The sequence below is a fragment of the Streptomyces sp. NPDC043746 genome, from assembly GCF_056436485.1.
On the sequence record NZ_JBWKCM010000006.1, the window covers coordinates 147166 to 172856 of the forward strand.

Genomic DNA, 25691 nt, shown 5'->3' on the forward strand with positions numbered 1-25691 from the left:
AAAAAAAAAGACCACAACATGAGGGGTCGGCGGGGGGGGGGGGGGGGGGGGGGCAGTGGGGGGGACCGCCCCCCCCCCCCCCCCCCCCCACGAACCTGTTCCGGGCCCTGTGCCACCAGGCGCGGGGGACCGTCCCCGCCGCTGGCGGGGCAGTGGCCGGGACCCTCGTAGGGTGACCTCATGTCTGCCACGTTGAGTTCCGAGAAAACCGCGGCCGCGCTCCGCAGATCGGCCCGCGTCTCGGCCGAGCTGCTGCTGGTCCTGTTGATGGCCACCGTCGCCCTGTGGCTGCTGGGCCGGACCTGGCCGGTGGTGTGGCCGCTGATAGTGGGTCTCCTTCTCACCACCCTGACCTGGCCGTTCGCCCGTTTCCTGCGCCGGGCCGGCTGGCGGCCCGCCCCGGCCGCGGCCCTGGTGACCGCGGCGTTCCTCCTCGTCGCCACCGGTGTGCTGGCGCTGATCGCGATCCCGGTGGCCTCCCAGTCCGGCCAGCTCGCCGACGGGGTCGTCGAGGGGATCGGCAGACTGCGCGCGTGGGCCGCAGGCCCGCCGCTGAACATCAGTGACGCCCAGATCACGGGCGCCTTCGACGCCGCGGTCGACCGCATCGAGAACAGCGCCGGCAGCGTCGTCACCACGGCGGTCACCGGAGTGAGCACCGTGTTCAGCGGCCTGATCACCGCCGTGCTCGCCCTCTTCCTGATGTTCTTCTTCCTCAAGGACGGCCCGCGGTTCCTCCCGTGGCTCGGCCGTCAGCTCCCCGGCCGACTCGCCACCGACGTCCCCGTGGTGGCCGAGCGCTGCTGGAACACGCTCGGATCGTTCGTGCGCTCCCAGGCCTTCGTGGGGCTGCTCGACGCCGTCTTCATCGGGATAGGCCTGTGGATCCTGGACGTGCCGCTGGTGCTCCCGCTGGCGGTGCTGACCTTCGTCTCCGCGTTCGTCCCGATCGTCGGTGCGGTCTTCGCCGGTTTCGTCGCGGTGCTGATCGCTCTGGTCTCCAACGGCCTCACCGACGCGCTGATCGTGCTGGCGATCATCATCGCGGTGCAGCAACTGGAGGGCAATGTCTTCCAGCCCATGATCCAGAGCCGCGGCCTCGGGCTGCACGCCGCGGTGGTCCTGCTGGCGGTGACGCTCGGCGGCAGTCTGGCCGGGGTGGTGGGCAGCCTGCTCGCGGTCCCGGTGGCGGCGCTGGTCGCGGTGATCTGGAACTACCTGCGCGAGCAGCTCAGCGAACCGGGGGAGGAGCCGGGGCGGGTGGACCGGGGGCCGGACCCCGAGCAAGGACCCGCTTCGGGCGGGCCGGACGCCGACGCCCCTGTTCCCGCCTGACGCGGCACGGGGCCGGGCGGTGCGCGACCACCCTCACGCCCCCTGGCCGCACGGCTTTGACCCGGCCGGCCCGCCTCGACCCCGACGAGGCGGGCCGGCTTCGTGCTGTCCCCCCAACAGGCCCCGGTGCGCCGGGTCGTGGACAGGCCGTGCAGATGTGGCGCACGGGTCTAGGCCTGCGCCCCGCTCTTGCTATACCTTGCGTCTAATAAGCTTGCTAGACGCCGCGTCTAACAAGCGGTACGTGGCCAGCGACCAGCAGGGCGGCGCCCGGCAGCCGCCCAACCCATCGGACGCGACAGGCGATGGGTTGGACGGACCGGGCGGCGCCGGGCCGACCTCCCGAGTCAAGGAGCCGCACCATGTCAAGCAGCACCGTTCGGCCGGAGAACCAGGAGCAGGACCGGGGCCGGGGCCCGCTCGCCGAGCAGGACGTCGCCCGACGCCTGCTCGACTCGGCCGCCAAACTCTCCTACGACCCCGCCGCCGAGGTCGACTGGGAGACCCCGCTCGACCCGGACCACCACGGCGCCAGCCCCGAGTGGTCCACCCTGTACGGCACCGAGTACTGGAAGGAGCTGACCGACGCCCAGCGCAAGGCGCTCACCCGCCAGGAAGCGGCCTCCGTCGCCAGCACCGGTATCTGGTTCGAGATGATCCTCCAGCAGATGGTGCTGCGCGACATGTACGCCAAGGACCCCACCGACCCCCGGTTCCAGTGGGCCCTGACCGAGATAGCCGACGAGTGCCGCCACTCGATCATGTTCGCCCGGGGCGCGGCCAAGCTCGGCGCCCCCGCCTACCGGCCGCGCCGCCCCGTGGTGGAGCTGGGCCGCGCCTTCAAGACCCTCGCATTCGGTGAGGCGGCCTACGCGGCGATCCTCGTGGCCGAGGAGGTCCTCGACGTGATGCAGCGCGACTGGATGCGGGACGAGCGGGTCGCGCCCTTCGTCCGCACCATCAACAACATCCATGTCGTCGAGGAGTCGCGGCACATGAAGTTCGCCCGCGACGAGACGCGCAGGCGACTGAGGGACGCGGGCGCGGTCCGGCGGCAGTTCAACGCGATCGTGGTGGCGATCGCCTCGTACTACATCGTCACCAGCATGGTGAACCGGGACGTCTACGCCAACGCCGGGCTCGACCCCGCCCGGGCCCGCGCCGAGGCCCGGGTGAACGAGCACCACAAGTCACTGATGCGGTCGAGCTGTTCGGGGCTGATGGAGTTCCTGGCCTCGGCCCGGCTGCTGACGAAACCCGCGATGTTCTTCTACCGGCGCGCCTCGCTGATCTGACCCCGGCCGCGGGGCCCCGGCCGATCCGCTCCCTCACCACGACCCGAGACGACGAGATGACCTACGCCATCACCCAGACCTGCTGCTCCGATGCCACCTGCGTCGCCGTCTGCCCCGTCAACTGCATCCATCCCACCCCCGAGGAGCGGGCGTTCGGGTCCACGGAGATGCTGTATGTCGACCCGCAGACCTGCATCGACTGCGGGGCCTGCGCCGACGCCTGCCCGGTCGACGCGATCTTCCCGGTGGACAGCCTCTTCGGGGCGCAGAAGGAGTACGCCGCCATCAACGCCGCGTACTTCGCGGACCGGAAGCCCGAACCCGCCCCCGCCGGGCCCAACTTCCACGCCTGGGGCGAGCCCTCCTTCGAGCGCAGCCTGCCCGCCGACTTCGCCCCGATCCGGGTCGCGGTCGTCGGCACCGGACCGGCCGGCATGTACGCAGCCGAGGACCTCCTCCTGCACACCAACGCGGAGGTCACCCTCATCGACCGGCTGCCGGTGGCCGGCGGCCTGGTCCGCTACGGTGTGGCGCCCGACCACCCCGCCACGAAGAAGGTCGGCGAGACCTTCGCACGGTTCCACTCCCACCCCCGGGTACGGATGCACCTGGGCGTCGAGGTCGGCAAGGACATCACCGCCCAGGAGCTGGCGGCCCACCACGACGCGGTGATCTACGCGGTCGGCGCCTCCACCGACCGCAGACTCGGCATCCCCGGCGAGGAGCTGCCCGGTTCCGCCGCCGCCACCTCGTTCGTCGCCTGGTACAACGCCCACCCGGAGGTGGTGCCCGAGTCGGTCTCCCTGGCGGCCGAGCGCGTGGTCGTCGTCGGCAACGGCAACGTCGCCCTCGACGTGGCGCGCATCCTCGTCTCCGACCCCGAGGCGCTGGCCGCCACCGACATCGCCGACCACGCCCTCGCGGCGCTGCGGGGGTCCCGGGTGCGGGAGGTGGTGCTGCTGGGGCGGCGCGGCCCCGAGGACGCGGCGTGCACCGTCTCCGAACTGCTCGCCCTCACGTACCTGCCGGGCGTCGGCCTCGTCGTCGACGACCACGACCCCAGGATCGGCGCCGCGATCGACGCGGCGGCCCCGGGCACGAAGGCCGCCCTCCTGCGGGACGTGGAGCGCAGGGCCGTGGACTGGTCGCGGCCTCCCGCACCGGGCCGGCGCATCGTCTTCCGCTTCCACTCCGCCCCGGTGGCGGCGGTCGGGGAGGACGCCGTCACGGCCGTACGCGTCACGGCGGGCGGGTCCGAGCGGGACATCCCGGCGGGCCTGCTGCTGCGGGCGATCGGCTACCGGGGCGTGCCCGTGCCGGGCCTGCCCTTCGACGAGGCGTCCGGGACCGTGCCGCACGAGGCCGGCCGGGTGAGCGGCATGACGGGGACGTACGTCGTCGGCTGGATCAAGCGCGGTCCCTCGGGCGGTATCGGCGCCAACCGCACCTGCGCGGCCGAGACCGTCGGCACCCTGCTGGCCGACGCCACGGCGGGCGGCCTCGCCGCCCCGGCCCACCCGTCCTCGGCCTTCCGCCGCCTCGCCCGCAGCCGCGGCCGGAACGTCGTCGACGCCCGGGGGCTGGCCGCCATCGACCGGGCGGAGGTGGCCCGTGGCCGCGAGCACGGCCGCCCGCGCGTCAAGCTCGGCACGGTCCCCGCCCTGGTGGCGGCGGCGAAGGGCCGCTACCGCTGGAAGACGCCGAGCTGACCCGCCCGCAGCCGGATCAGCGCCGAGGGCCCACCGGCCGGTGAACCGGTGGGCCCTCGGGCGACCCGCGTGCGCGTCCGGATCGGCGGACCCGCTCGGTATGCGCCGGGCCGACCGGCACAGAACCTTTATGAGGCGCATACTCGGATATAGCCACTCTTGTTGGGAGGACTCCATGATTGTCCTCGGTGTCATTCTGCTGGTGATCGGCCTGGTGGCCGGTATTTCCGTTCTCTGGACCATCGGCATCGTTCTCGTGGCCATCGGCCTGGTGCTCTGGGCCCTGGGCGCGACGGGCCGTGCGGTGGGCGGACGGCGCCACTACTGGTAGCCCGCCGGGAGAGGGCCCTTGCGGCCCGACGCCCGGTTGTGCGTGGCCCCTGCCCGGTCACCGACGACTTCTCGATCCACGTGGGTTGTGACGACGGCCGGGCCTGCGGCCTCTCTCCAGAGTGCCGTTCGAGCGGCGCCATCGAGGCCACCTGCGGCGGCGACAGCGCAGTCCACTCCTGCGCCACCTCGTCTGGCGCCCGGCACGTCCTCGCGGGCGACGCCGCCTCGTCTACTGCTCCGACCGGTCCAGTCACCTGCGGATTCCCGCAAATGTGGGAGCGCTTCCATGGTTGCTGTGCCCTCCTTGGTCCGGGTGAACGCGTCGGATGACTTGACATGAACTCGTCGTAGCGGCAACGTGGGAGCGCTCCCACAGTGAGTTCCCGTACCACCTCGCACGCCTCATCCCTGAGCACGTCCGCCGTCGGGCGGCGGACGAACGAGAGGAGCACGGAGCCGCAATGAGAATCAGAAGCACCGCCCCGCACGCATCCCGCAGCCGCATGGTGGCCGCACTGTCCGCTTTGGTGATGGGTGCCTCCCTGGCGATCGCCTTACCCGGCCAGGCGTCGGCCGCCGCTCCGCGGGTCGACAATCCCTACATCGGGGCCACCCCTTACGTGAACGTCGACTGGTCCGCCAAGGCCGCCGCTGAGCCGGGCGGCGATGCCATCGCCGACGAGCCGTCGTTCGTCTGGATGGACCGCATAGCCGCGATAGGCGGTACGCCCGGAGCCCGGGGTCTGCGCGCCCACCTCGACACGGCGCTGAGCCAGGGCGCCGACCTCTTCCAGGTCGTGATCTACAACCTCCCCGGCCGGGACTGCTCCGCCCTCGCCTCCAACGGTGAACTCGGTCCCACCGAACTCGGCCGGTACAAGAGCGACTACATCGATCCGATCGCGGAGATCCTCGGCGATCCCGCCTATGCGGACCTGCGGATCGTCACGCTCATCGAACCGGACTCGCTGCCCAACCTCGTCACCAACGCGGGCGGTACCGACGGCTCGACGCCGGAGTGCGCCGTCATGAAGGCGAACGGGAACTACGAGAAGGGCATCGGGTACGCCCTGCACAGGCTCGGGGCCATCCCCAACGTCTACAACTACGTGGACGCGGCCCACCACGGCTGGCTCGGCTGGGACACCAACTTCGTCCCCGCGGCTCAGCAGTTCAAGAAGGCGGCCACCCTCGAGGGGGCGTCGGTCGCGGACGTACACGGCTTCATCGTGAACACGGCCAACTACTCGGCTCTCAAGGAGCCGCACTTCAAGGTGACGGACTCGGTGAACGGCACCACGGTGCGCCAGTCCTCCTGGGTCGACTGGAACTACTACGCCGATGAACTCTCCTTCGCCCAGGCGCTCCGTACCGAGCTGGTCCGCCAAGGCTTCGCGTCCGACATCGGCATGCTCATCGACACCGCGCGCAACGGCTGGGGAGGCCCGAACCGGCCTGCCGGTCCCGGCCCTCTGACCAGCGTGGACGCCTATGTGGACGGCAGCCGGACCGACCGCCGCATCCACACGGGCAACTGGTGCAACCAGAGCGGTGCGGGTATCGGCGAACGTCCCACGACCGCCCCGGAACCCGGCATCGACGCCTATGTCTGGGCCAAGCCGCCGGGGGAGTCCGACGGCAGCAGCATGCCCATCGACAACGACGAGGGCAAGGGCTTCGACCGGATGTGCGACCCGACGTACACGGGTAACGGCCGCAACGGCTTCAACCTCACGGGCGCCCTGCCGAACGCGCCGGTCGCGGGGCACTGGTTCTCCAGCCAGTTCCAGGAACTCCTGCGCAACGCCAACCCGCCCCTCGGCGGAGGCGGCGACACCGAGGCGCCCACCGTGCCCACCGGCCTGCGGGTGACGGCCAAGTCCAGCAGCAGCGTGACGCTGGCCTGGACCGCCTCCACGGACAACAGGGCGGTCACCGGGTACGACATCCTCCGCGGCGGTGTGGTCGTCGGATCCACCGCGTCGACGACGTTCACCGACTCCGGCCTCAGCGCGTCGAGTGCCTACACCTACACGGTCAGGGCGAAGGACGCGGCGGGCAATGTGTCGGCGGCTTCGGCGGCCGTGCAGGTCACCACCGACGGCGGCTCCAGTGGCACGGGCGCTCTCAAGATCCAGTACCGCAACACCGACAGCTCCCCGACGGACAACCAGATCCGTATGTCCCTCCAGGTGGTCAACACCGGGACGAACGCCGTGGATCTGTCCCAGGTCACCATCCGCTACTGGTTCACCCCCGAGGCCGGTGCGAGCACCTTCTCGACCTCCTGCGACTACGCGGTGCGCGGTTGCGGCACCGTGACGCACACCGTGCGTCCGGCGAGCGCGCCGGCCCCCGGAGCCAGCCACTACCTGGAGGCCGGATTCTCCGGTGGCACCCTCGCACCGGGTGCCTCCACCGGTGAGATCCAGCTGAGGATCAACAAGAGCGACTGGTCGCCCTTCCAGGAAGCCGACGACTACAGCCGCGCCACCAACACCGCCTACGCCGACGCCTCGAGGATCGGCGCCTACGTGGGCTCCATCCTCGCCTGGGGCACCGCCCCCTGACCCTGCCCCCCGGTCGGCCCCGTCATCCGGTGCCTTCCCGGCCGTCCTTCCCCCGCCGCCCGGTGAGGGAAGGACGGCCGACGGCGTACGCACACGAGCGGGGCGGGCCGCGCCGCCGGGAATACCGGCCCCGGGCCGCTGTTGACCACACCATGACTTCTCGGACCCATGAGGCAGCGCACGGGGCGTTCGGCCGGATCGGCATCTGGAGCAGCGCCCTGCACGGATCGCGCACGGACGACGCGGGCAGGAAGGCGATCGCGGAGGCGGTGGCCGAGCTGGAAGAGCTGGGCTACGGCACGGTCTGGATCGGCGGCAGTCCCTCGCCCGAGGACGCCGCCGCCGTCGTCGCCACCACCCGTACGGTGACGGTCGCCACCGGCATCCTGAACACCTGGAGCCACTCCGCCGAGGAGGTGGCGGCCCGGATGGCCGCTCTCGACGAGGCCGCGCGCGGGCGCTTCGTCCTCGGCCTGGGTGTCAGCCACGGCCCGTTGGTGCCGCAGTACGCGAAGCCGTACAGCGCGATGGTCGGCTACCTCGACGCGCTCGACGCGGCGACCCCGTCCGTGGAGCCCGGGGAGCGGGTCCTCGCCGCGCTCGGCCCGAAGATGCTGGCACTGGCCGCCGACCGGGCGCTGGGCGCCCACCCGTATCTCGTCACCACCGACCACACGGCCGAGGCCCGCGAGACGCTCGGCCCCGACGCCCTGCTCGCCCCGGAGCTGACGGTCGTCCTCGACACCGACCGCGACCGGGCCCGCGCCACCGCCCGGGAGATGCTGGCCGTGTACCTCCGGCTGCCCAACTACACCGCCAACCTGCTGCGCCTCGGGTTCGCGGAGAGCGACTTCGAGGACGGTGGCAGCGTCCGCCTCCTGGACTCCCTCTTCGCCCTGGGCAGTGCCGAGCAGGTGAAGGCCCGGACCGGGGAGTACTTCGACGCCGGCGCCGACCATGTCGCCCTCCAGGTGCTCACCGCCGACGAGGGCGGCGCCGGGCTGCCCCGGGCGCAATGGCGCGAACTGGCCGCAGCGTTCGGCGACGAACTGCGGGGCGACCGTCGGAGCGGCCGGTAGGAGGCGTGGGACGAACGGGCAGGGGGCGTCGGGCGGTGGTGCGGACGACCGCACGCGTAGGGGGGCGAATCCTCAACACCGGTCGGTCGAAAATGATCGGTGGATCAGGGCGGTCGGCGCTGGGCCGACAGATACCGACCGAGTACGCGAGGCGGAGCCACGGACACGCCTCCGCACTCCCCGCACCGCGCTGCGCGCCACCCCTCGGGCGGCCGTTCGGCGTATGCCCGGACCGCTCGAAGACGAGTCCGGCACCACCGTGCTCAGCCTCCTGGTCACGATGGCCGCGGTCGCCGTCTGCGTGTTCCTGGACGGTTCCGCGGGACGGGAACCGGGACGCCGACCACGGCCGGTGCTGTTCACGGGCCTGGGCCTCGCCGCGACGCACTGCCCGGGCACGGCGGCCATGCGCACCCGGCGGCCCTCGTCATGTCCGCCGTGATCGTCACGCTCGACGGCGACGTCATCCTGGGGCCCGACGAGCAGGACCGGCTCAAGACCTCCTGACGGCCGGGTACGGCACCGCGTCACCCTTCGCACGCTTGCCCCTATTGTCTCCGGATTCCCGCTGTCCCTAAGGGCTCGCAGAGAATCAACATGCTGTCGAGCACCCGGCCTGAGCTGCGATGTCAAGACAGACAACACGCAACTGATTCTTCTGCGAGCCCTTAGGGTTCTGACCTGCTGGAACATGCCTGTTCCGGTACGCAGAGAGCCAGGCCGGGGCGGCAGCCGCGGCCCGGACGGGAGGATGCCGTCATGGCCGCAGGCGCAGCGCCGCAGGATGCCGCGCGCAGACTGGGCGCCGAACTGCAAGCGCTCCAGACGACAGCGTCGCCCTCGGGCTCCGGGGCGCTGCCGTGCACGGGCTCGAGCCGTCAGAGGTGGGGCTGAGACTCCCGGACCGAGAACTCGTTGCCGTCGGGATCGAGCATCAGCACTCCTGCGTCGTCGCTGTCGCCCGCGCCGCTGTCGGGGCGCGTCGCGCCGAGCGCGACCAGCCGCTCGCACTCCGCCTCCAGGTCGGCACCGTCCGGGAGAGCCAGTTCGAAGAAGACCCTGTTCCTGCCTGTCTTCGGCGCCACCGGCGGCCCGCCCCAGGTGATCTTCGTACCGCCCTCCGGCGACTGGATCGCGGTCTCCTCGTCCTGGTCCCAGACCAGGGGCCACCCCAGGGCCCGGCTCCAGAAGTAGCCGACCTCCCGCGTACCGTCGCAGGCCAGCGCCCCGATGAAGCCGGTGTCGGCGAGGAACTTGTTGCCCGCCTCGATGACGCAGAACTCGTTGCCGTCCGGGTCCGCGAGCACCACATGGCCGTCGTCCGGGGTCTGCCCCACGTCGATGTGGCTCCCGCCGTGCTCCAGCGCCCGTGCGACCGTCGCCCGCTGGTCCTGGGGGGACGTGCTCGTCAGGTCGAAGTGCGCCCGGTTCTCGCCGGTCTTCGGCTCCTGGTCGGGCACGAAGCGGATCCGGAACCCGGTGCCGTCGGGCGGCAGGAGCGTCACGTCCCCGCCCGGCCCCCCGCCCGTACCCTCCGCGGACCGCCGGCCCAGCACCTCCGACCAGAAGCGGGCCGGCTCCGGTGGCCGGGGCGAGCGGAAGCAGATCGCGAACAGCTGACTGGTCATACCCCGTATGTCTCCGATCCCCTGACGGCCGATCCGGCCGGTCCGGCCGCAGCGGTCGCCGCCGCCGGTGTCAGGCGGGCGCAGCCTAAGGGGTGACGTCCGCCGCTCGCATCAGGGTTTCCGCCGCGCGGGAGCGCCCCGGAAGGGGAGGGTGCGTCGTCGCCTCACAGGATCTCGCCCCCGGCCAGCAGGAGTTCCGGCGGGGCGGTGAGTTCGCGGCCGAGCAGCGTGCGGAGCACGGCGTAGCCTCCGGCGTCCCCGGCGAGGACCCCGCCGAGCAGGGTCCGGCCGTCCCGGGCGAGGACCAGCTTGCCGTACGTGCCGGCGGCGCGGTCCTCGCGGACGAACTCCATGGCCCCCTCTGTCCTGGCGTGGACGTCCCCGAAGCCGGCCACGTCCACGCCCAGAAGCTTGAGCTTCGTCGAGGTGTCCGCACCCGGGAAGACGGCCGAGGCGGAGCCGAGCAGCTGCCGCGCGACGGTCTCCGCCATCCGGTAGCCGGGCGCGGCGAGGCCGTAGCAGGTGCCGAGCACCGCGGCGCACTCGCCCACCGCCCACACGTGCTCGTCGGCCGTACGGCACCGCTCGTCCACGAGAAACCCGCCGCGCCCGCCGCGCTCCAGCCCGGCCGGTTCCGCCAGTTCGTCGCGGGGGCGCACCCCGGCGGCGAACACGACCGTGGAGGCGGGCAGCACGGTCCCGTCCGACAGGGTCACCGACCCCACCCGGCCGTCAGGACCCGCGTCGACCGAGGCGAGGCCGCTCCCGCAGTGCACGTCCACCCCCAGCTCGCCCACGAGCCGGGCGAGCACCCGCCCGCCGCCCTCGTCGACCTGGAGGGGCATCAGATGCGGTGCCATCTCCACGACGTGCGGCACCCCGCCGAGCAGCCGCAGCACCCGCGCGGCCTCCAGCCCCAGCAGTCCGCCGCCGATGACGACGGCGGGCTCCCCGGGGCGCACGGCTTCACGGAGCGCGTCCAGGTCCTCGATGGTGCGGTAGGTGAAGCAGCCGGTCAGCGCCTTGCCCGGCACCGGCGGCACGAACGGACGGGAGCCGGTGGCCAGGACGAGCGCGTCGTACGGCAGGACCTCCCCATCGGCGCAGGCCACCGTCCTGGCGTCCCGGTCGAGGCCGACCACGCGGGTGTGCAGCCGCAGATCCACCAGCGGATCGGTGCGCAGCCGGGGCGTGGTGATGTCGAGGTCGGCGGCGGTCTTCCCGTCCAGGTACGAGGAGAGGGAGATGCGGTCGTAGGCGGGGCGCGGCTCCTCCGCCGCGACCACGATCCGCCACCGGCCCGCCGGGTCACCGGCCCGGACCTCCTCGATCAGCCGGTTCCCGGCCATCCCATGGCCGACGACGACCAGAACGCGTGTCATGCGTCAGGCTCCCTTCACGACAGGCAGGAGTGGCAGGGCGGGCAGGGCAGGGACGGCGGGGCGGCTGGAGGCAGAGCGGCTCACGAACGGACGGCTCATGACGCGGCGACGGTTTCGCAGATCCGGCGGACCACCGCCGCACAGCTGCCGCAGCCCGTGGTGGCGCGGGTCGCGGCGGCGATGGCGGCGAGGTCCCGGGCGCCCTGCCGGCAGGCCTCGTGGAGATCCCTTTTCGTGACGTTGTTGCACTGGCACACGACGGCCGTGTCCGGGAGTTCGGCGGAGTTGGCGTACTCCTCGTCGTTGCCCAGCAGCAGGGCGAACCGGTCCGGGGGCGCGGGGCGGTCCTCGGCGTGGAGCCGGCCGACGGTGGCGACGGCCCGGGGCAGCCCCACCAGCACCCCGGCCCGCACCCGGCCCTCGCGCAGCACGAGGCGCCCGTAGCGGCCGCCGGCCGGGTCGGACAGCACGATCTGCTCGTCGTCGCCCGGGTCCTCCAACGCCTGGAGCGGGCCCATCGCGGCCAGCGCGGGCAGCCGGGGCCGGACGACCTGCCGGGCGGGCTCGTGGCGCCCGTCGCCGCCGCTGAGCGTCCGGGCCAGGGCATCGGCCTGGTCCCACGCGGAGGTGAGAGTGGCGTGGCGGCCGGGGGCCCGGACACAGTCGCCCAGGGCGTAGACGTGCGGGTCGCTGGTGCGGAGCCGGTCGTCCACGACGATGCCGTCGGCGACGGCCAGCCGGGCGGTGCGGGCGAGGACCGTGTCGGGCTCGGCGCCGGTGCAGAGCAGCAGGGTCCCGGCGGCCAGCAGCCGCCCGTCGTCCAGGACGATCTTGTCGGGCTCCACGGCGACGGCCCGCCGTCCGGCCTCCACCACCACCCCGGCCTGCCCGAGCAGGGCCGTCACCAGGGCCCCCGCACGGTCGTCGAGCAGCCGGTGCATCGGATGGGCGCCGGGGTGCACGAGGGTGACATCGTGTCCGGCGCGGCCCAGCGCGTACGCGGTCTCCGTGCCCCGAAGCCCGCCTCCGACCACGACGACCGGCCCCCGGCCCACCGGTTCGGCCCCCGGGAGCGTGTGCGGGACCCGGATGACCGGAGTGCGCCGGTCCACGGCACCGGAGAGCGACGGCAGGACCGGCCGGGACCCGGTGGCCAGCACCAGGACCTCGTAGGGGTGCACGCCCCCGTCACCGTCGCGCACGAGACGGCGGTCCGGGTCCACCGCCGTGATCCGGCTGCCCGTCCTGACCTCGACGCCCGGCGGCAGAGGTCCGAGAGCCAGCGCCCCGGAGGGCAGCGTCCCGTCGAGCACGGAGAGCAACTGCGCCCGGTTGTACGCCGGTCGAGGCTCGGCGCCGAACACGGTGACGGGTCCGCGGTGACCGTGGTGGTGCAGCCGCTGGACCAGGCGGTGCGCGGCGGGGCCGTAACCGATGACAGTGATCGCGGGACTCATGCCGTCAGCTCCCGCCAGGGCTCGATCCGTACGGCACACACCTTGTACTCGGGCATCCGGCTGGTCGGGTCCAGGGCCGGACCGGTCAGCAGGTTGGCCCGGCCGTCGCCAGGGAAGTGGAACGGCAGGAAGACGGTGTCGGTGCGCAGGGTCCGCGCCAGCCGCACCCGGGCGATCGTGGAGCCGTGCGCGGAGGTCACCTTGGCGAGGCCGCCCTCGGCCAGCCCGTACCGGGCGGCGGTGCCGGGATGGATCTCGACGTGCGCCTCCGGTGCGGCGGCCATGAGCGCGGGCACCCGGCGGGTCTGGGCCCCCGACTGGTACTGCGCCAGCACCCGGCCGGTGGTGGCGTGCAGCGGGTAGTGGGCGTCGGGGATCTCGGCCGCGTCCCGGTGCTCCACGGCGGCCAGCCGTGCCCGCCCGTCCGCGTGGGCGAACCGGTCGAGGAAGAGCCGGGGCGTGCCCGGATGATCGCTGCCGGGGCTCTCCGGGCAGGGCCAGTACAGTGCCTCACCGGCGTCCAGCCGCTCGTAGGTGATGCCCGCGTAGTCAGCCCGGCCGCCGCTGGAGGCCCGGCGCAGCTCGTCGAAGACGGGGCGCGGCGCTGTGGGGAACCGCTCGGCGGGCTGCCCCAGCCGTACGGCCAGGCCGTTCAAGACCTCCAGATCGGTGCGCACGCCGGGGGGCGGGGTGAGGGCGGCCCGGCGGCGCAGCACCCGCCCCTCCAGGCTGGTCATCGTCCCTTCCTCCTCGGCCCACTGGGCGATGGGCAGGACCACGTCCGCGAGTTCGGTGGTCTCGGAGGGCACCATGTCGGCCACCACCAGCAGGTCGAGCGAGGCCAGGCGGCGCTCTATGTGACCGGCGTTGGGAGCCGAGACCACCGGGTTGGAGCCGAAGACCAGCAGGGCCCGGGGCCCGTCGGCGGTGCCCAGAGCGTCGAGGAGTTCGTAGGCGCTGCGCCCGGGGCCGGGCAGGGAGTCCGGGTCGACCCCCCAGACCCCGGCGACATGGGCGCGGGCCTCCGGGTCGGTGATCATGCGGTAGCCGGGCAGCTGGTCGGCCTTCTGGCCGTGCTCGCGCCCGCCCTGTCCGTTGCCCTGGCCGGTGAGACAGCCGTAGCCGCTGCCCTCCCGGCCGGGCATGCCCAAGGCGAGGGCCAGGTTGATGAAGGCGGCGGTGGTGTCCGTCCCCTTGCTGTGCTGCTCGACCCCGCGCCCGCTGAGGAGGTAGCGCCGGTCGGCCCCGGCCAGCATCCGTACGGCCCGCTCCTGGTCCTCGACCGGGACGCCGGTCACCTGCTCGACCCGCTCGGGCCACCAGGGCAGGGCGCACCGCCAGGCTTCGTCGAACCCCGTGGTGCGGGTGTCGAGGTACTCCTCATCCAGGTGCTTCTCGGCCACCGCGATGTGCAACAGGCCGAGCGCCAGGGCGAGATCGGTGCCGGGGGCGGGCTGGAGGTGCAGCGCGGCCTGCTCGGCGGTACGGGTGCGGCGGGGGTCGATGACGATCAGCCGGGGGCGGACCAGATGGCGCATCAGCGGGGGCATGGTCTCGGCCGGGTTGGCCCCGGCCAGCATGACCACGTCCGCCTCGCCGAGATCGGTGACGGGGAACGGCAGCCCCCGGTCCAGGCCGAAGGCCGCGTTGCCGGCGGCCGCCGCCGAGGACATGCAGAAACGGCCGTTGTAGTCGATCTGGCTGGTGCCGAGCGCGATCCGGGCGAACTTCCCCAGGGCGTACGCCTTCTCGTTGGTCAGCCCGCCGCCGCCGAAGACGCCGACGCCGTCGGGGCCGTACGTCTCGCGCACCCGCTCCAGCCGCTCGACGATCAGATCCAGGGCATCGTCCCAGCTCGCCGGGGTGAGTTCGCCGCCGGGCCCCCGGACCAGGGGGCTGCGCAGCCGGTCGGGAGCGGTGAGCACGGTGGGTGCCGTCCACCCTTTCTGGCACAGCCCGCCCTGGTTGACCGGGAAGTCGGGGGACGGCTCCACCTCGACGCCCGTACCGCCGCGGTGCAGCAGGGTCCCGCACTGGAGGGCGCAGTAGACGCAGTGGGTGGCGGTGGTGGTGGCGGGCGCCTCGGGGCCCCGCGTGCGGTCACCGGACATGGGAGGTCCGGGGCCGGGCCGGGCTGGGGGCGGTCTGCTCGGTGTGCTCACGCCGCAGGTAGACCCGCAGCAGGATCAGCACGCACAGCGCGTAGAAGCCGAGGAAGCAGAGGAACGCCATGTCGCCGCCGCCCCCGCCCTGGTACGAGGACCGGAAGGCGAGGTTCACCGCGACCCCGCCGAGCGCGCCGACGGCTCCGGCGATCCCGATGACCGCACCCGAGACCCGCCGGGCCCGGGCGAAGGCCTGGGGAGCGCCCGAGCCGGAGGTGATGGCCTCCTCCGCCTCCCGGGCGAAGACGGCAGGGATCATCTTGTACGTCGAGCCGTTGCCGAAGCCGCTCAGGACGAACAGGAAGGTGAACCCGGCGACGAACAGGGCGAAGGACCCGGCCCGGGACGCGATCAGCAGCACACAGGTGCCCGCGGCCAGTCCGGCGAAGGTCCACACCGTGGTACGGGCTCCACCCCACCGGTCGGCCACCTTCCCGCCGAACGGACGGGCCAGGGAGCCGAGGAGCGGACCGAGGAAGGTGACGGAGGCGGCCTCCAGCGGGGTGGAGCCGAACTCGCTCTGGAGCACGAGGCCGAAGGCGAAGCCGTACCCGATGAACGAACCGAAGGTGCCGATGTAGAGGACGGAGATCCACCAGGTGTGACGGCTGGCGGCGGCCTCGCGCAGCGCGCCCGGCTCCGCGCGCACGGCCTCGACGTTGTCCATCCGCAGCGCCGCCAGCACCGACACGATCACGATGAGCGGCAGGTAGAAGGCGATCACGTACGACGGATGGGTGTTCCCGGCCGTGGCGATGACCAGCAGACCCAGGACCTGGATCACGGCGACACCGAGATTGCCGCCGCCCGCGTTCACGCCCAGGGCCCAGCCCTGGTGCCGCTGCGGGTAGAAGATGGTGATGTTGGTCATGGAGGAGGCGAAGTTGGCCCCTCCCACACCCGCGGTGGCACCGATCAGCAGGAACACCCAGAGCGGGGTTCCCGGGCGCTGGATGAAGATGAACGCCAGGACTGTCGGCACCAGCAGCACGACGGAGGCGAACACCGTCCAGTTGCGGCCCCCGAAGCGGGTCACGGCATGGCTGTACGGCAGCCGCAGCACCGCGCCGACCAGGGTAGGGACGACCACCAGCAGGAACTTCTCGTCCGGGGCGAAGCCCAGACCGATCTCGGGCGACATGAACAGGACGAGCACCGACCACAGGCTCCACACGGAGAAGCCGATGTGCTCGGACAGGACGGACATGACCAGATTGCGGCGTGCGATCTTCTTGCCGGAGAGCTCCCAGAACTTCTCGTTCTCCGGCTCCCAGTCCTGGATCCACCGTCCGGAAGCGGACCGTCGGGTCTTCATGTCTGTGGGACTCCTGTATCGGAGGGGTGTGCCGGGGCGCGTCCGGGCACACCGGCAACGGCGGTGACGCAGCAGTTGTCGGACGGCGTGCCCGGGCGCCTTCCGTTGTTTCCTTCACGGAGGAAGAACGGACACCCGCTTTCTTGTTCCGCGTCGTTCACGGAACGAGATTTCTCGCACTGCCGGCCGGCCGCGCAGGAAAATGCGGCGAGGGAGCGAGCAGCGGGCGAAGGCGAATCACTGCTTTTCGATGACGATCTTGATGCGGTCGAGCGTCTCGTCCAGGTCCTGTTCGAGCTTGGCCGTCCAGTCGGTAATGAACTGCGCGCGCTCCTGCTCGTTCATGTCCTTGACGATCTTATGAATTCCCGCGGTCGCCTTGCCCATACGGAAATGGTGGGTGAGGACGCTGCCGTCCCCGTCGGCCTCGATGTCGAAGCCCCACAGGCTCTCCTGGTCCTCCTGGGTGTGCGTGAGCATCACCCACTGGAAGGTCCGCCCCGGCTCGGCTGCGACGATCCTCGCCTCGGTGTACCAGGTGCCGCGGATCAGCGGAGCCCAGGACACCACGTCCTCGCTGCGCAGATTCTCTCCGCGGAAGATGGCGCCGACGGTGGAAGGCTCTCCCGAAATCCACTCGCCGCCCCGGCACTCGGGGCTCCATTCGGCCTGGCGCGGAAGGTCGCTGACGACCGCGTAGACCTTTTCAGGGGACGCGGAAACTCGTTTGTCGGCACGCAGTTCGAACAGTGGGGACTTTTCGATGATGGAGTTCGCCATACCGGCGATCCTGCCGATCACGGCGTACAGGGGTCAACGCGATGCCCGCTGATCCGTCAAGTTCCCGAATAGGGGCGGCGGGCCGCCCGCGGGGCGACGGTCCAGGTCAGGACGGCTTGTCCGGGCGGGGACTAGGAGGCGTATTGAGCTGCACCTGGCCGTCGAGCAGGGACAGAACCCCATGTCGATCGTGGTGACGGCCGGGCAGCGCGGCGACTCTCCGCAGTTCGGACCTGTGCTGGAGAAGGCCCGTCTGCCCCGCACCGGGCCGGGCCGGCCACGCGTCCGCCCCGATCGCGTGCGGGCCGACAAGGCGTACGCCTCCCGCAGGAACCGCGCCTGCCTGCGCCGCCGCGGCATCCACTGCACCATTCCAGACAAGGGCGACCAGATCCGCAACCGCAAGGGGCTCGGCTCGCGTGGTGGCGCGCCGCCCACGTCCGACGCCGAGGACTGCAAGGCTCGGCATGCCGTCGAGTGCGGCGTTAATCGCCTCAAAAGGAACCGCGTCGCGGCCACGAGACACGACAGGCTCGCGGGCCGCTACGAGGCCACTGTCCTCGTAGCGGCCACCAACGGGGGCCTGTGACCAGCACCGTCAGGAAGGGCGGGCGGAGGGCCCTTGGGTCTGGCGGGTCAGGGGGTGATGGCATGTTCGGTGAACTGGCCGCAGGAGCGGAACCCCAGGCGGCGGTAGACGGGCTCACCCTCGGCTGACGCCTGCAAGACCGCGATGCGGTGGTCTCGGTCGCGGGCCGTGCGGAGGGCCGCGAGTGTGATGGCACCGCCGTAGCCGCGTCGGCGGTGGGCGGCCAAGGTGGAGATGTTGTAGATGCCGGCGACTCCCGCGTGGTGGAACACTTCAGCGGAGCAGACCGGACGGCTCTCCACGTAGCCGACCAGATACCGGGCCTGGCACTGCGCGGCGAGTGCCTGTGGAGCGGCCTTGGCGAAGAAGCGGCGGACTGTTTCAGCAGGCGGGTCCCAGTTCGCGGCGAGAACCACGGCGTAGTCGGTGAGCTGTTCGGGAGTGGCCACCCGCTGGATGTCCAGTTCCTGGACAGTCGGCGGTGGCAGGGTGTCGTCCAGCTCGGCCCACATCGCCGTCTCACGTTCGGACGCCGGCAGACCGGCCGCCGTCAGGCGGGTGGTGAGGTCCCGTGGTGTTGAGGCGGGCCCCACCCACCAGGAGAAGCGACGGCCGGTGCGGGCCAGCGTCCCAGCCGTCTCGGCGATATGGGCCGCAGCGTCGTCGGCAGTGAAGCGGGCCGCGGCAACGATGTTGAAAGTGTCGTCGTCCAGGCCGCTGTCCGCGACCAGGAGGTCATCAGCCTCTGTGACGGTCGCACCGGTCATACTCCGGTGCAGGTGACAGGCATGTTCCGCCAGGTTCCGTTCCATCCTGTCCATCAGGTGGGCTTCATTGAGGAAATGATCATTCATAGCGATTGATCCCAGCATGACCGAGCGAAGATCGCATGCGACTTTGGGGCGTCCGTCGGCAGCGCCCGGTGCTGTCGTCGTGGCGGGCGCCACGGCCACAGCTGGGCTCCACGTACGCGCTGGTGTGCGACGCCCCTACGAAGCACGAGGGATCGCCCGTCACCGGGCGGGTCTCGCCATACCTCGCGCGTGGTACGCCTTCGACTCGTCGTACATCGTGACGGTGGTGCCTCCCTCCGCACCATCGGCTGGGTGCGTGGCCCGCCGCGGCGTGGCCGGCCATCCGGGCTACGTGGGCAGACAGCTGGTCGACCCGGATTGCCGTCGGCGGCTGTCGATGGCCTGCCGCGTCTTTGACCTGCTCGGTCAGGGACGTGGCGTGGTGCGGCCCGCACCCACACAGCAGACGGCGAGCAGATGCTCCCCGTCCGTCGCGTACGCTCCCATGAGTTCACGGACAACCCGGCTGCGCGGGGGGATCAAACGGCGGATCAGGGCAGGTCGACGAGACGGAGGTAGCGGTCCCAGTCCCAGTGGGCGCCCGGGTCGGTGTGGTCGCTGCCCGGCACCTCGTGGTGGCCGATGATGTGCGCACGGTCCCTGGGGATGCCGTGCCGCGCGCAGATGTCCGCGGTGAGGAGGGCCGAGCGGCGGTACATCGCGTCGGTGAAGAATTCCGGACGGTCCACCCACCCCTCGTGCTCGATGCCGATGCTGCGCGTGTTGACCTCCCAGTCGCCCGCGTGCCAGGCGATGTCCTTCTCCCGTACGCACTGGGCGACATGGCCGTCACCGGAGCGCACCACGTAGTGGGCCGAGACCTGCTTGGCGGGATCGCGGAAGATGCCGAGCGTCGGGGTGAACAACTGCTGCGCGACATGGATGACGACACGGTCGATCCGGCGCTCGCGGGAGCGGTCGGGAACGGTGAGGTTCGCCGCGTGGGCCGGTGCCCAGAGCGCCGCCGGGTAGTCCGGGGCGTCGGCCACGGGGGTCACGGCCCGTGCCGACGCCGGGGCCAGTGCCGCCGCCGCGGTGACGACGGTCCCCTGAAGGAGCCTTCTGCGGTGCATCCCACTCCTGTCAAGGGGCCGGGTCCCCTTCCTGGCGGACGCATGAGCGTGAGAAGAGAGGCCGCCGAAGCCGCCTTCCGCTGATGACGTACGAGAGGAGGCTTCGGTTCCCTGCAAGCCGCTTCCCCTCACGCCTGCGCCCCCACCGGCGTCAGGCCTCCGTCGACGCCCCGCCCAGCACTCCCGCCAGCGCGGTCGCCGGATCGTCGTCGGCCGGCCCCGCGGGCACCCAGCGGCCGCGTTCCCTGCGGTAGGGCCACCACCGGCCGTCGCGTCCGTACCGGAGCTGGACATCGGCGCCCGCCACGGTCCAGCGGGCCCCCACTCCTCGCAGCCGGGGCCGCTCATCCTCGTCCCAGGCCGCCGCGAGCCGGGCACGGGCCTGGGCGAGGGAGTCCGGCTCCGGGGCCCACTCCTCGTCCAGCACCGCCAGTCCGGCCGCCCCTCCGTACCGCCACGCGCGCACCGCCGACTCCAGCTCGGCCCGCGACCGGCCGGCCCGCTCGGCCAGCCGTCCCGCGATCCGCGGTTCCGGACGGGCATCGGCGGCCAGCCGCACCGCGTCCTGCCCCGGCGTCAGCCCGGCCGGAACGGGCTGCCGTTCGTGCCCCGGCGCCAGTGCTTCCAGCAGCATCCGCCGGGCCCGTACGGCGCTGTCGGCGGCCAGCATCTCCAGCGCCGCTGGATCGAGACCGTCCGGAGGGTCCGCCTCCGTGTCCAGCGACGGCGGCAGCCCCGGTTCCTCGGGCACCGGCGGCGGCAGGGGGAGCGGCGGCAGGATGGATTCCGCGCCGAACGCCTCCCCGGCCGACACCCCGTACCCCTCCTGCTCCACGCCCTCCGGCGCCTCGCCGCCCTCCGCGTTCCGCACCGCACGCGCGGCGCTGCGGACCTGGAGTTCGTCCAGCAGTCGGCGCTCCGCGCGCCCTCGCATCAGCAGCAGGACGAACGGGTCCTCGTCCAGCAGCCGCGCCACCTGGTAGCAGAGGGCGCCCGAGTGCGGGCAGTGGTCCCAGGTCCCGCAGGTGCACTCCGGTTCCAGGTCGCCGATCCCGGGCAGTAGCTCCACCCCGGCACTCGCCGCGTCCTCCACCAGATGGGGCGGCATCTCCCGGTCCAGCAGCGCCGCGATGTGCCCGGCCCGGTCCACCGCCATGTCCAGGAACCGGTTCCACGCCTCCGGGCCCAGTTCCTGGAGCAGCACATCGCTCCGGTGGGCCGTACCGTCCCGGTCCCGGACGACAGCGGTGATCCGGCCGGGCCGTACGGAGACCGCCCCGACCGCGCCCTCCCGGGCCAGCCGACGCCCCTTCGTGAGCTGCTCGCCGTCCAGGGCCGTGTCCTCCAGCGCCTTCAGCCACGCCCGGCCCCACCAGGAGGTGGCGAACCCCCGGCCGCGCGCGGGAGGCAGGGCCGTGAACGTGACCTCGGCCCGCTCGGCCGCGCTCTCGGCGTCCACCGTGTCCGGCTCGTACGCGTCGCTCATCGTGCGCCCCCTCGCAGCTCGACCAGGTCGGCCAGTTCCGCATCGGTCAGTTCGGTCAGTGCCGCCTCCCCGGAGCCGAGCACCGCGTCCGCGAGCCCCTGCTTGCGGGTCAGCATCTCCGCGATCCGGTCCTCGATCGTGCCCTCGGCGATCAGCCGGTGCACCTGCACGGGCTGGGTCTGCCCGATCCGGTACGCACGGTCCGTCGCCTGCGCCTCCACCGCGGGGTTCCACCAGCGGTCGAAGTGCACGACATGGCCGGCCCGGGTGAGATTGAGCCCGGTCCCCGCCGCCTTGAGGGAGAGGAGGAACACCGGGGCCTCGCCCGCCTGGAAACGGGCCACCATCTCCTCGCGCCGCGCCACCGGCGTACCGCCGTGCAGGAACTGCGTGGGCACCCCGCGTGCGGCGAGATGCTCCTCCAGCAGCCGCGCCATCCGGACGTACTGCGTGAAGACCAGTACGGAACCCTCTTCGGTCACGATCGTGTCCACCAGTTCGTCCAGCAGCTCCACCTTCCCCGACCGGTCCGCGATCCGGGGCCGCTCCTCCTTGAGGTACTGCGCCGGGTGGTTGCAGATCTGCTTCAGCGCCGTCAGCAGCTTCATCACGAGCCCCCGCCGCTCGAACCCGTCCGCCCCGGCGATCTCGGCCAGGGTCTCGCGGACCACCGCCTCGTACAGCCCGGCCTGTTCGGCCGTCAGCGAGACCGCCCGGTCGGTCTCCGTCTTCGGGGGCAGCTCCGGGGCGATTCCCGGATCGCTCTTGCGGCGGCGCAGCAGGAACGGCCGCACCAGCGCCGCCAGCCGCTCGGCCGCCGCCGGGTCGACGCCGCCCTCCACGGCGGACGCGTACCGGGTACGGAAGGTACCGAGCCGACCCAGCAGCCCCGGCGTCGTCCAGTCCAGGATCGCCCACAGCTCGGAGAGGTTGTTCTCCACCGGGGTGCCGGTGAGCGCGACCCGGGCCCGGGCGCCGATGGTGCGTAGTTCCCTGGCCGTCGCCGAGTGCGGGTTCTTGACGTGCTGGGCCTCGTCGGTGACGACCAGCCCCCAGGGGAGGGCGGCCAGCCTGGGGGCGTCGAGCCGCATCGTGCCGTACGTCGTCAGCACGAACTCGCCGTCCACCACCCCCTCCAGGGAGCGCGAGGCGCCGTGGAAGCGGCGTACGGGAGTGCCCGGAGCGAACTTCTCGATCTCCCGCTGCCAGTTGCCCATCAGGGAGGTCGGGCAGACGACCAGCGTCGGACCGGCCGTGTCCCGCTCGTCCTGCCGGTGCAGATGCAGGGCGATGAGCGTGATCGTCTTGCCCAGCCCCATGTCGTCGGCGAGACAGGCGCCGAGACCGAGTGAGGTCATGGTGTTCAGCCAATCGAGACCGCGTAGTTGGTAGTCGCGCAGTGTCGCGGTCAGCGCCTCGGGCTGCCCGATCGGCCGTGCTCCGGTGGACTCCGGGTCGGCCAGCCGCTCGCGGAGCCTTTCCAGCCAGCCCGTCGCGACCACCTCCACGCGGCGCCCGTCCACCTCGGTGGAGCCGGTCAGCGCCGCGCCCAGGGCGTCGATGGGGGTGACCTTGCGGTCCTTGGTCTCCCGGGCCCGGCGTGCCTCCTCGGGGTCGATGAGGACCCACTGGTCGCGCAGCCGCACGATCGGCCTGCTGGACTCCGCGAGCCGGTCCAGCTCCGCGCGGCTCAGCTGCTGGTCACCGAGGGCGAACCGCCAGTCGAACGCGAGCAGCGCGTCGGCGGAGAGGGGCGAGGGGGTGTCCGCGGGAGCGTGCCCCCGCCGCCCGTTGCCGTCCTCCCCGTCGCTGGGACCGGCGCCGTCCCGGTCGGCCGGGCCGATCACCGCGCGGGCGGTGAGTTTCCTCGCCAGTTCCTTGGGCCAGTGCACCTGGACCCCCGTTGCGGCCAGGGCGCGCGAGGCGGGCCCCAGCAGCTCGGCGATCTCCTCGTCGGCCGGCTCCACCGAGTCCGGCACGGCGGCGGAGAGCAGCGGGGCCAGCGGCGGCCACGCGCGGGCGGCGCGGCGCAGTGCGAGGAGGGTGTCCATCCGGGCCCGCGGCCCGAACGCCGATGCGCACCGGGTGGAACCCGCCCAGACCTTGGCCGCATCCGCGACCAGGGAGGGGTCGCTGACGCTGTGGATCTGCAACACGGTACGGAAGGAAGGCGCCGCGTCGTCAGGAGAGGAGTTCTCGGTGTCGGCGTCCGCGGTCGTGCCTGTGGTTCCGGTGACCTCGACCCGCAACGAGAGCCGCACCCCCGCATCATGACCGGCCGCCACATCGGCCGCCCAGGTCCGCGCCTGGGGCAGGTGCCGCGGTTCCGGGTCGGCGAACGCGGGACCCGCCGTGGCGAAGGCGGCGGCGGGCGTCCGGGGGAGCTCGTCCGCCACGGCGTCCAGGAACGCCCGGAGCAGCCGTTCGGGTTCGGGCAGGAGCAGCGGCTCCTCCTCTGCCGCGCCGGTCTCCAGCGGGGTGGCGTGGGCTGTGGGCGGCATCGAAGCGGCGAGTTCCCGGATCCGCTCCAGATCCCCGGCGCCGAGCGGCCCCACCCGCCAGGCGTCCCGGTCGGTGGGGCTCAGCCCGGGCAGCAGAAGGCCGCGGGCCACGAACTGCAGACCGAGCAGGGCGGCCGCGCCCCAGAACGCGGCCGAGGGGGAGGCCTGCCCGTCGGCCCGCGCCCGGGTCAGCACCGGGAGGGCCTCCCGTACGGGAAGGTGCAGGGCGGGGACGGTACGGCGCCGGAGGTCGGCCCCGGTCACGGTGAGTTCCGCGGCGGCCCCGGGCGGGCCGGGAGGGGTGCCGTCGCCTGGGGTCCAGAAGGCGATCAGGCCGGTACGGGGCGGATCCGCGGGGAGGAAGACCACGGAGCAGCGGGACAGTTCGGAAGTCTCGGAAGGCGTTGCCGCGGGGTGCAGGTGCACAGGAATGTCAGATTCCTCAAACTTGACTAGTGAGCCGAGTCGCCGAGGGTACTTCATCCGCGGCCACAGTGCGTGGCCATTTGATGTGACCTGCCTCACTCCACCCTGCTTGCGGGGGCTGGCCGGTGGGCATGGTGCAGGTGGCACCACCCCGGAGTGCGGGGGTCTGCCCCAGATCGATCGGGGTGGTGGCGCCATGGTTGCCGACGGTCTCCGATCCGTACGTTCTATGAGGTCAGCGCAGGTTTCGGAGACCGGAGGCACCATGCCCCAAGCGACAGCCATCGTTGTGGATCCCGCCGATGGGAGCCGGGCGGACCCCGCCGGTGGCAGCAGTGCGGACCGGACCGGACCACCGGGTGCCGGCAGCGACTTCGCCCCCCTGCTGCGTGCCGTGAGGGGGCAGGGCCTCCTCGAGCGGCGCACCGGTCGCTATCTGATCGGCATCGTGACCAATACGGTGGCCCTGGGCGTTGTGATCACCGCGCTCGTCTCGCTGGGCGACACCTGGTGGAGCCTCTTCCTCACTCTTCCGCTGGCCCTTCTGTGGACCCGGACCGCATTCCTCGCTCATGACGCGGGCCACGCCCAGATATCCGGGGACCGCCGGGCGAGCAGACTGATCGGCCTGATCCACGCCAATCTGCTCCTCGGCATGAACGAGGCCTGGTGGAACGACAAGCACGTACGCCACCACGCCCATCCCAATCACGTCGACAAGGACCCCGACGTCGGCGTCGGCGCCCTGGTCTGGACCCAGAAGCAAGCCCTGGGGCGTGAAGGATTCGCCCGCTGGCTGGCCCGCAACCAGGCGTGGCTGTTCTTCCCGATGCTGCTGCTCGAAGGCATAGCCCTGAAGGTCTACGGGTTCCAGTTCCTGCGCCGCCAGCCCGCCGGGGAGCGCGCGGTGGCGGCCCTGCTGATGGCCGGACATCTCGCGCTGTACGCGACCCTGCTGTCGACCACCCTGTCCCCGGGCAAGGCAGTCGTCTTCGCCGTGCTGCTCCACGCCCTGTTCGGTCTCCACCTGGGCCTGGCCTTCGCCCCGAACCACAAGGGTATGGAGATGCCCGACCCGGACGGGGACCGCTGGGGTCATCTGCAGCGCCAGGTGCTGACCTCACGCAACGTGCGCGGCTCGTTCCTCACCGACTGGTTCCTCGGTGGTCTGAACTATCAGATCGAGCACCACCTGTTCCCGAGCATGCCCCGCCCCCACCTGCGGCTGGCCCAGCCCCTGGTCAGGTCGTACTGCCGATCCATCGGCATGCCGTACACCGAGACCGGACTCGTCGAGTCCTACCGCCAGGCGCTGGCCCATATGCACGAGGTGGGCGCGCCGCTCCGCTGAGGGACGTCGGCGGGGTGGATGAGGGAGGCAGGGGGAACGTAAGAGCGCGTGGGTGCGTTGACTGAACAGGAGCGGCGTCGTGCCGCGAAGGAGGCGTGGACCATGTCGAACGGTGCGAAGGTCGCTGTCGCGGGGGTGGTGGCTGCGGCCGTCCTGTGGCCCCTGATCGGATTCTGGTGGGCGCTGCTGGTGGTGATCGGCGTCCCCGTCGCCGGCTACCTGCTGCTGGACCCGTCCCAGCGACGCAGACTCCGCAGGATCAACAACAAGCAGATCGGCCGCTGAGCCCGGCCCTCATCCACCCGTCCGGCCACCTACCGCCCGCCCCGGTGATCGAGAACCTGGGCGCATGCGGTCGGTCGC

General features: G+C 72.2%; 19 protein-coding genes and 1 pseudogene. 10 read left to right on the forward strand and 10 right to left on the reverse strand.

What is annotated here, in order from left to right; genetic code table 11:
- Positions 1-180 precede the first annotated feature (180 nt).
- The 7 genes from AC0682_RS09390 to AC0682_RS09420 all read left to right on the forward strand — a co-directional run bounded on the left by AC0682_RS09390 (position 181) and on the right by AC0682_RS09420 (position 8763).
- The gene (locus tag AC0682_RS09390) at positions 181-1335 is read left to right on the forward strand and encodes an AI-2E family transporter (protein ID WP_478531932.1); all 1155 of its coding nucleotides are present in this window, start codon (positions 181-183) and stop codon (positions 1333-1335) included.
- A 362-nt stretch (positions 1336-1697) separates the two neighbouring features.
- Positions 1698-2630, forward strand: a complete 933-nt coding sequence (locus AC0682_RS09395; RefSeq protein WP_478531933.1) for an AurF N-oxygenase family protein — start codon at positions 1698-1700, stop codon at positions 2628-2630.
- Between the two features lie 56 nt (positions 2631-2686).
- A complete protein-coding gene (locus tag AC0682_RS09400; RefSeq protein WP_478531935.1) occupies positions 2687-4339 on the forward strand; it encodes an FAD-dependent oxidoreductase in 1653 nt (550 codons plus the stop codon).
- Positions 4340-4514: 175 nt separating this feature from the next.
- Positions 4515-4670, forward strand: coding sequence for a DUF6131 family protein (locus AC0682_RS09405; RefSeq protein ID WP_478531936.1), 156 nt, complete (start codon positions 4515-4517; stop codon positions 4668-4670).
- Between the two features lie 532 nt (positions 4671-5202).
- Entirely contained in the window at positions 5203-7242 is a 2040-nt protein-coding gene (locus AC0682_RS09410) for a glycoside hydrolase family 6 protein (RefSeq protein WP_478532059.1), read from the forward strand.
- Between the two features lie 152 nt (positions 7243-7394).
- On the forward strand, positions 7395-8321 hold the full coding sequence (locus AC0682_RS09415) for a TIGR03620 family F420-dependent LLM class oxidoreductase (protein ID WP_478531938.1): 927 nt from the start codon (positions 7395-7397) through the stop codon (positions 8319-8321).
- A 223-nt stretch (positions 8322-8544) separates the two neighbouring features.
- Positions 8545-8763: a hypothetical protein gene (locus AC0682_RS09420; RefSeq protein WP_478531939.1), complete on the forward strand. Its 219-nt coding sequence runs from the start codon at positions 8545-8547 to the stop codon at positions 8761-8763.
- Positions 8764-9199: 436 nt separating this feature from the next.
- On the opposite strand, the gene AC0682_RS09425 is transcribed toward AC0682_RS09420, so the two are convergent.
- The 6 genes from AC0682_RS09425 to AC0682_RS09450 all read right to left on the reverse strand — a co-directional run bounded on the left by AC0682_RS09425 (position 9200) and on the right by AC0682_RS09450 (position 17048).
- On the reverse strand, positions 9200-9949 hold the full coding sequence (locus AC0682_RS09425) for a VOC family protein (protein ID WP_478531940.1): 750 nt from the start codon (positions 9947-9949) through the stop codon (positions 9200-9202).
- Between the two features lie 164 nt (positions 9950-10113).
- Positions 10114-11331 (reverse strand): NAD(P)/FAD-dependent oxidoreductase, encoded by a 1218-nt coding sequence (locus tag AC0682_RS09430; protein ID WP_478531942.1) that lies wholly within the window; start codon positions 11329-11331, stop codon positions 10114-10116.
- Positions 11332-11426: 95 nt separating this feature from the next.
- Positions 11427-12788 carry an FAD-dependent oxidoreductase gene (locus AC0682_RS09435; RefSeq protein ID WP_478531943.1) on the reverse strand — a complete coding sequence of 454 codons (1362 nt, stop codon included), beginning with the start codon at positions 12786-12788 and terminating at the stop codon, positions 11427-11429.
- Positions 12785-14899, reverse strand: a complete 2115-nt coding sequence (locus AC0682_RS09440; protein ID WP_478531944.1) for a molybdopterin oxidoreductase family protein — start codon at positions 14897-14899, stop codon at positions 12785-12787. The genes AC0682_RS09435 and AC0682_RS09440 overlap by 4 nt, the downstream gene beginning before the upstream one ends.
- On the reverse strand, positions 14889-16268 hold the full coding sequence (locus tag AC0682_RS09445; protein WP_478531945.1) for a nitrate/nitrite transporter: 1380 nt from the start codon (positions 16266-16268) through the stop codon (positions 14889-14891). Before AC0682_RS09445 ends, AC0682_RS09440 begins: the two co-directional genes overlap by 11 nt.
- A 237-nt stretch (positions 16269-16505) precedes the next feature.
- Complete coding sequence (locus AC0682_RS09450; protein WP_478531946.1) at positions 16506-17048, reverse strand: SRPBCC family protein; 543 nt, start codon at positions 17046-17048, stop codon at positions 16506-16508.
- Positions 17049-17193: 145 nt separating this feature from the next.
- On the opposite strand from AC0682_RS09450, the pseudogene AC0682_RS09455 reads away from it, so the two are divergent.
- Positions 17194-17637: pseudogene (locus AC0682_RS09455) on the forward strand (transposase); the annotation flags it as partial.
- A gap of 47 nt (positions 17638-17684) precedes the next feature.
- Here AC0682_RS09455 and AC0682_RS09460 read toward each other — a convergent pair.
- The 4 genes from AC0682_RS09460 to AC0682_RS09475 all read right to left on the reverse strand — a co-directional run bounded on the left by AC0682_RS09460 (position 17685) and on the right by AC0682_RS09475 (position 23977).
- Positions 17685-18449 (reverse strand): GNAT family N-acetyltransferase, encoded by a 765-nt coding sequence (locus AC0682_RS09460; protein WP_478532060.1) that lies wholly within the window; start codon positions 18447-18449, stop codon positions 17685-17687.
- A gap of 533 nt (positions 18450-18982) precedes the next feature.
- Positions 18983-19564 carry an N-acetylmuramoyl-L-alanine amidase gene (locus tag AC0682_RS09465; protein ID WP_478531947.1) on the reverse strand — a complete coding sequence of 194 codons (582 nt, stop codon included), beginning with the start codon at positions 19562-19564 and terminating at the stop codon, positions 18983-18985.
- Positions 19565-19715: 151 nt separating this feature from the next.
- Positions 19716-21050, reverse strand: coding sequence for an SWIM zinc finger family protein (locus AC0682_RS09470; RefSeq protein ID WP_478531948.1), 1335 nt, complete (start codon positions 21048-21050; stop codon positions 19716-19718).
- Entirely contained in the window at positions 21047-23977 is a 2931-nt protein-coding gene (locus AC0682_RS09475) for a DEAD/DEAH box helicase (RefSeq protein ID WP_478531949.1), read from the reverse strand. The genes AC0682_RS09470 and AC0682_RS09475 overlap by 4 nt, the downstream gene beginning before the upstream one ends.
- A gap of 265 nt (positions 23978-24242) precedes the next feature.
- Between AC0682_RS09475 and AC0682_RS09480 the strand changes: the two genes are divergently transcribed.
- Both AC0682_RS09480 and AC0682_RS09485 read left to right on the forward strand, forming a co-directional pair.
- Positions 24243-25328 (forward strand): acyl-CoA desaturase, encoded by a 1086-nt coding sequence (locus AC0682_RS09480; protein ID WP_478531951.1) that lies wholly within the window; start codon positions 24243-24245, stop codon positions 25326-25328.
- 102 nt (positions 25329-25430) lie between these two features.
- Positions 25431-25613: a hypothetical protein gene (locus AC0682_RS09485; protein ID WP_018487732.1), complete on the forward strand. Its 183-nt coding sequence runs from the start codon at positions 25431-25433 to the stop codon at positions 25611-25613.
- Positions 25614-25691: the final 78 nt, after the last annotated feature.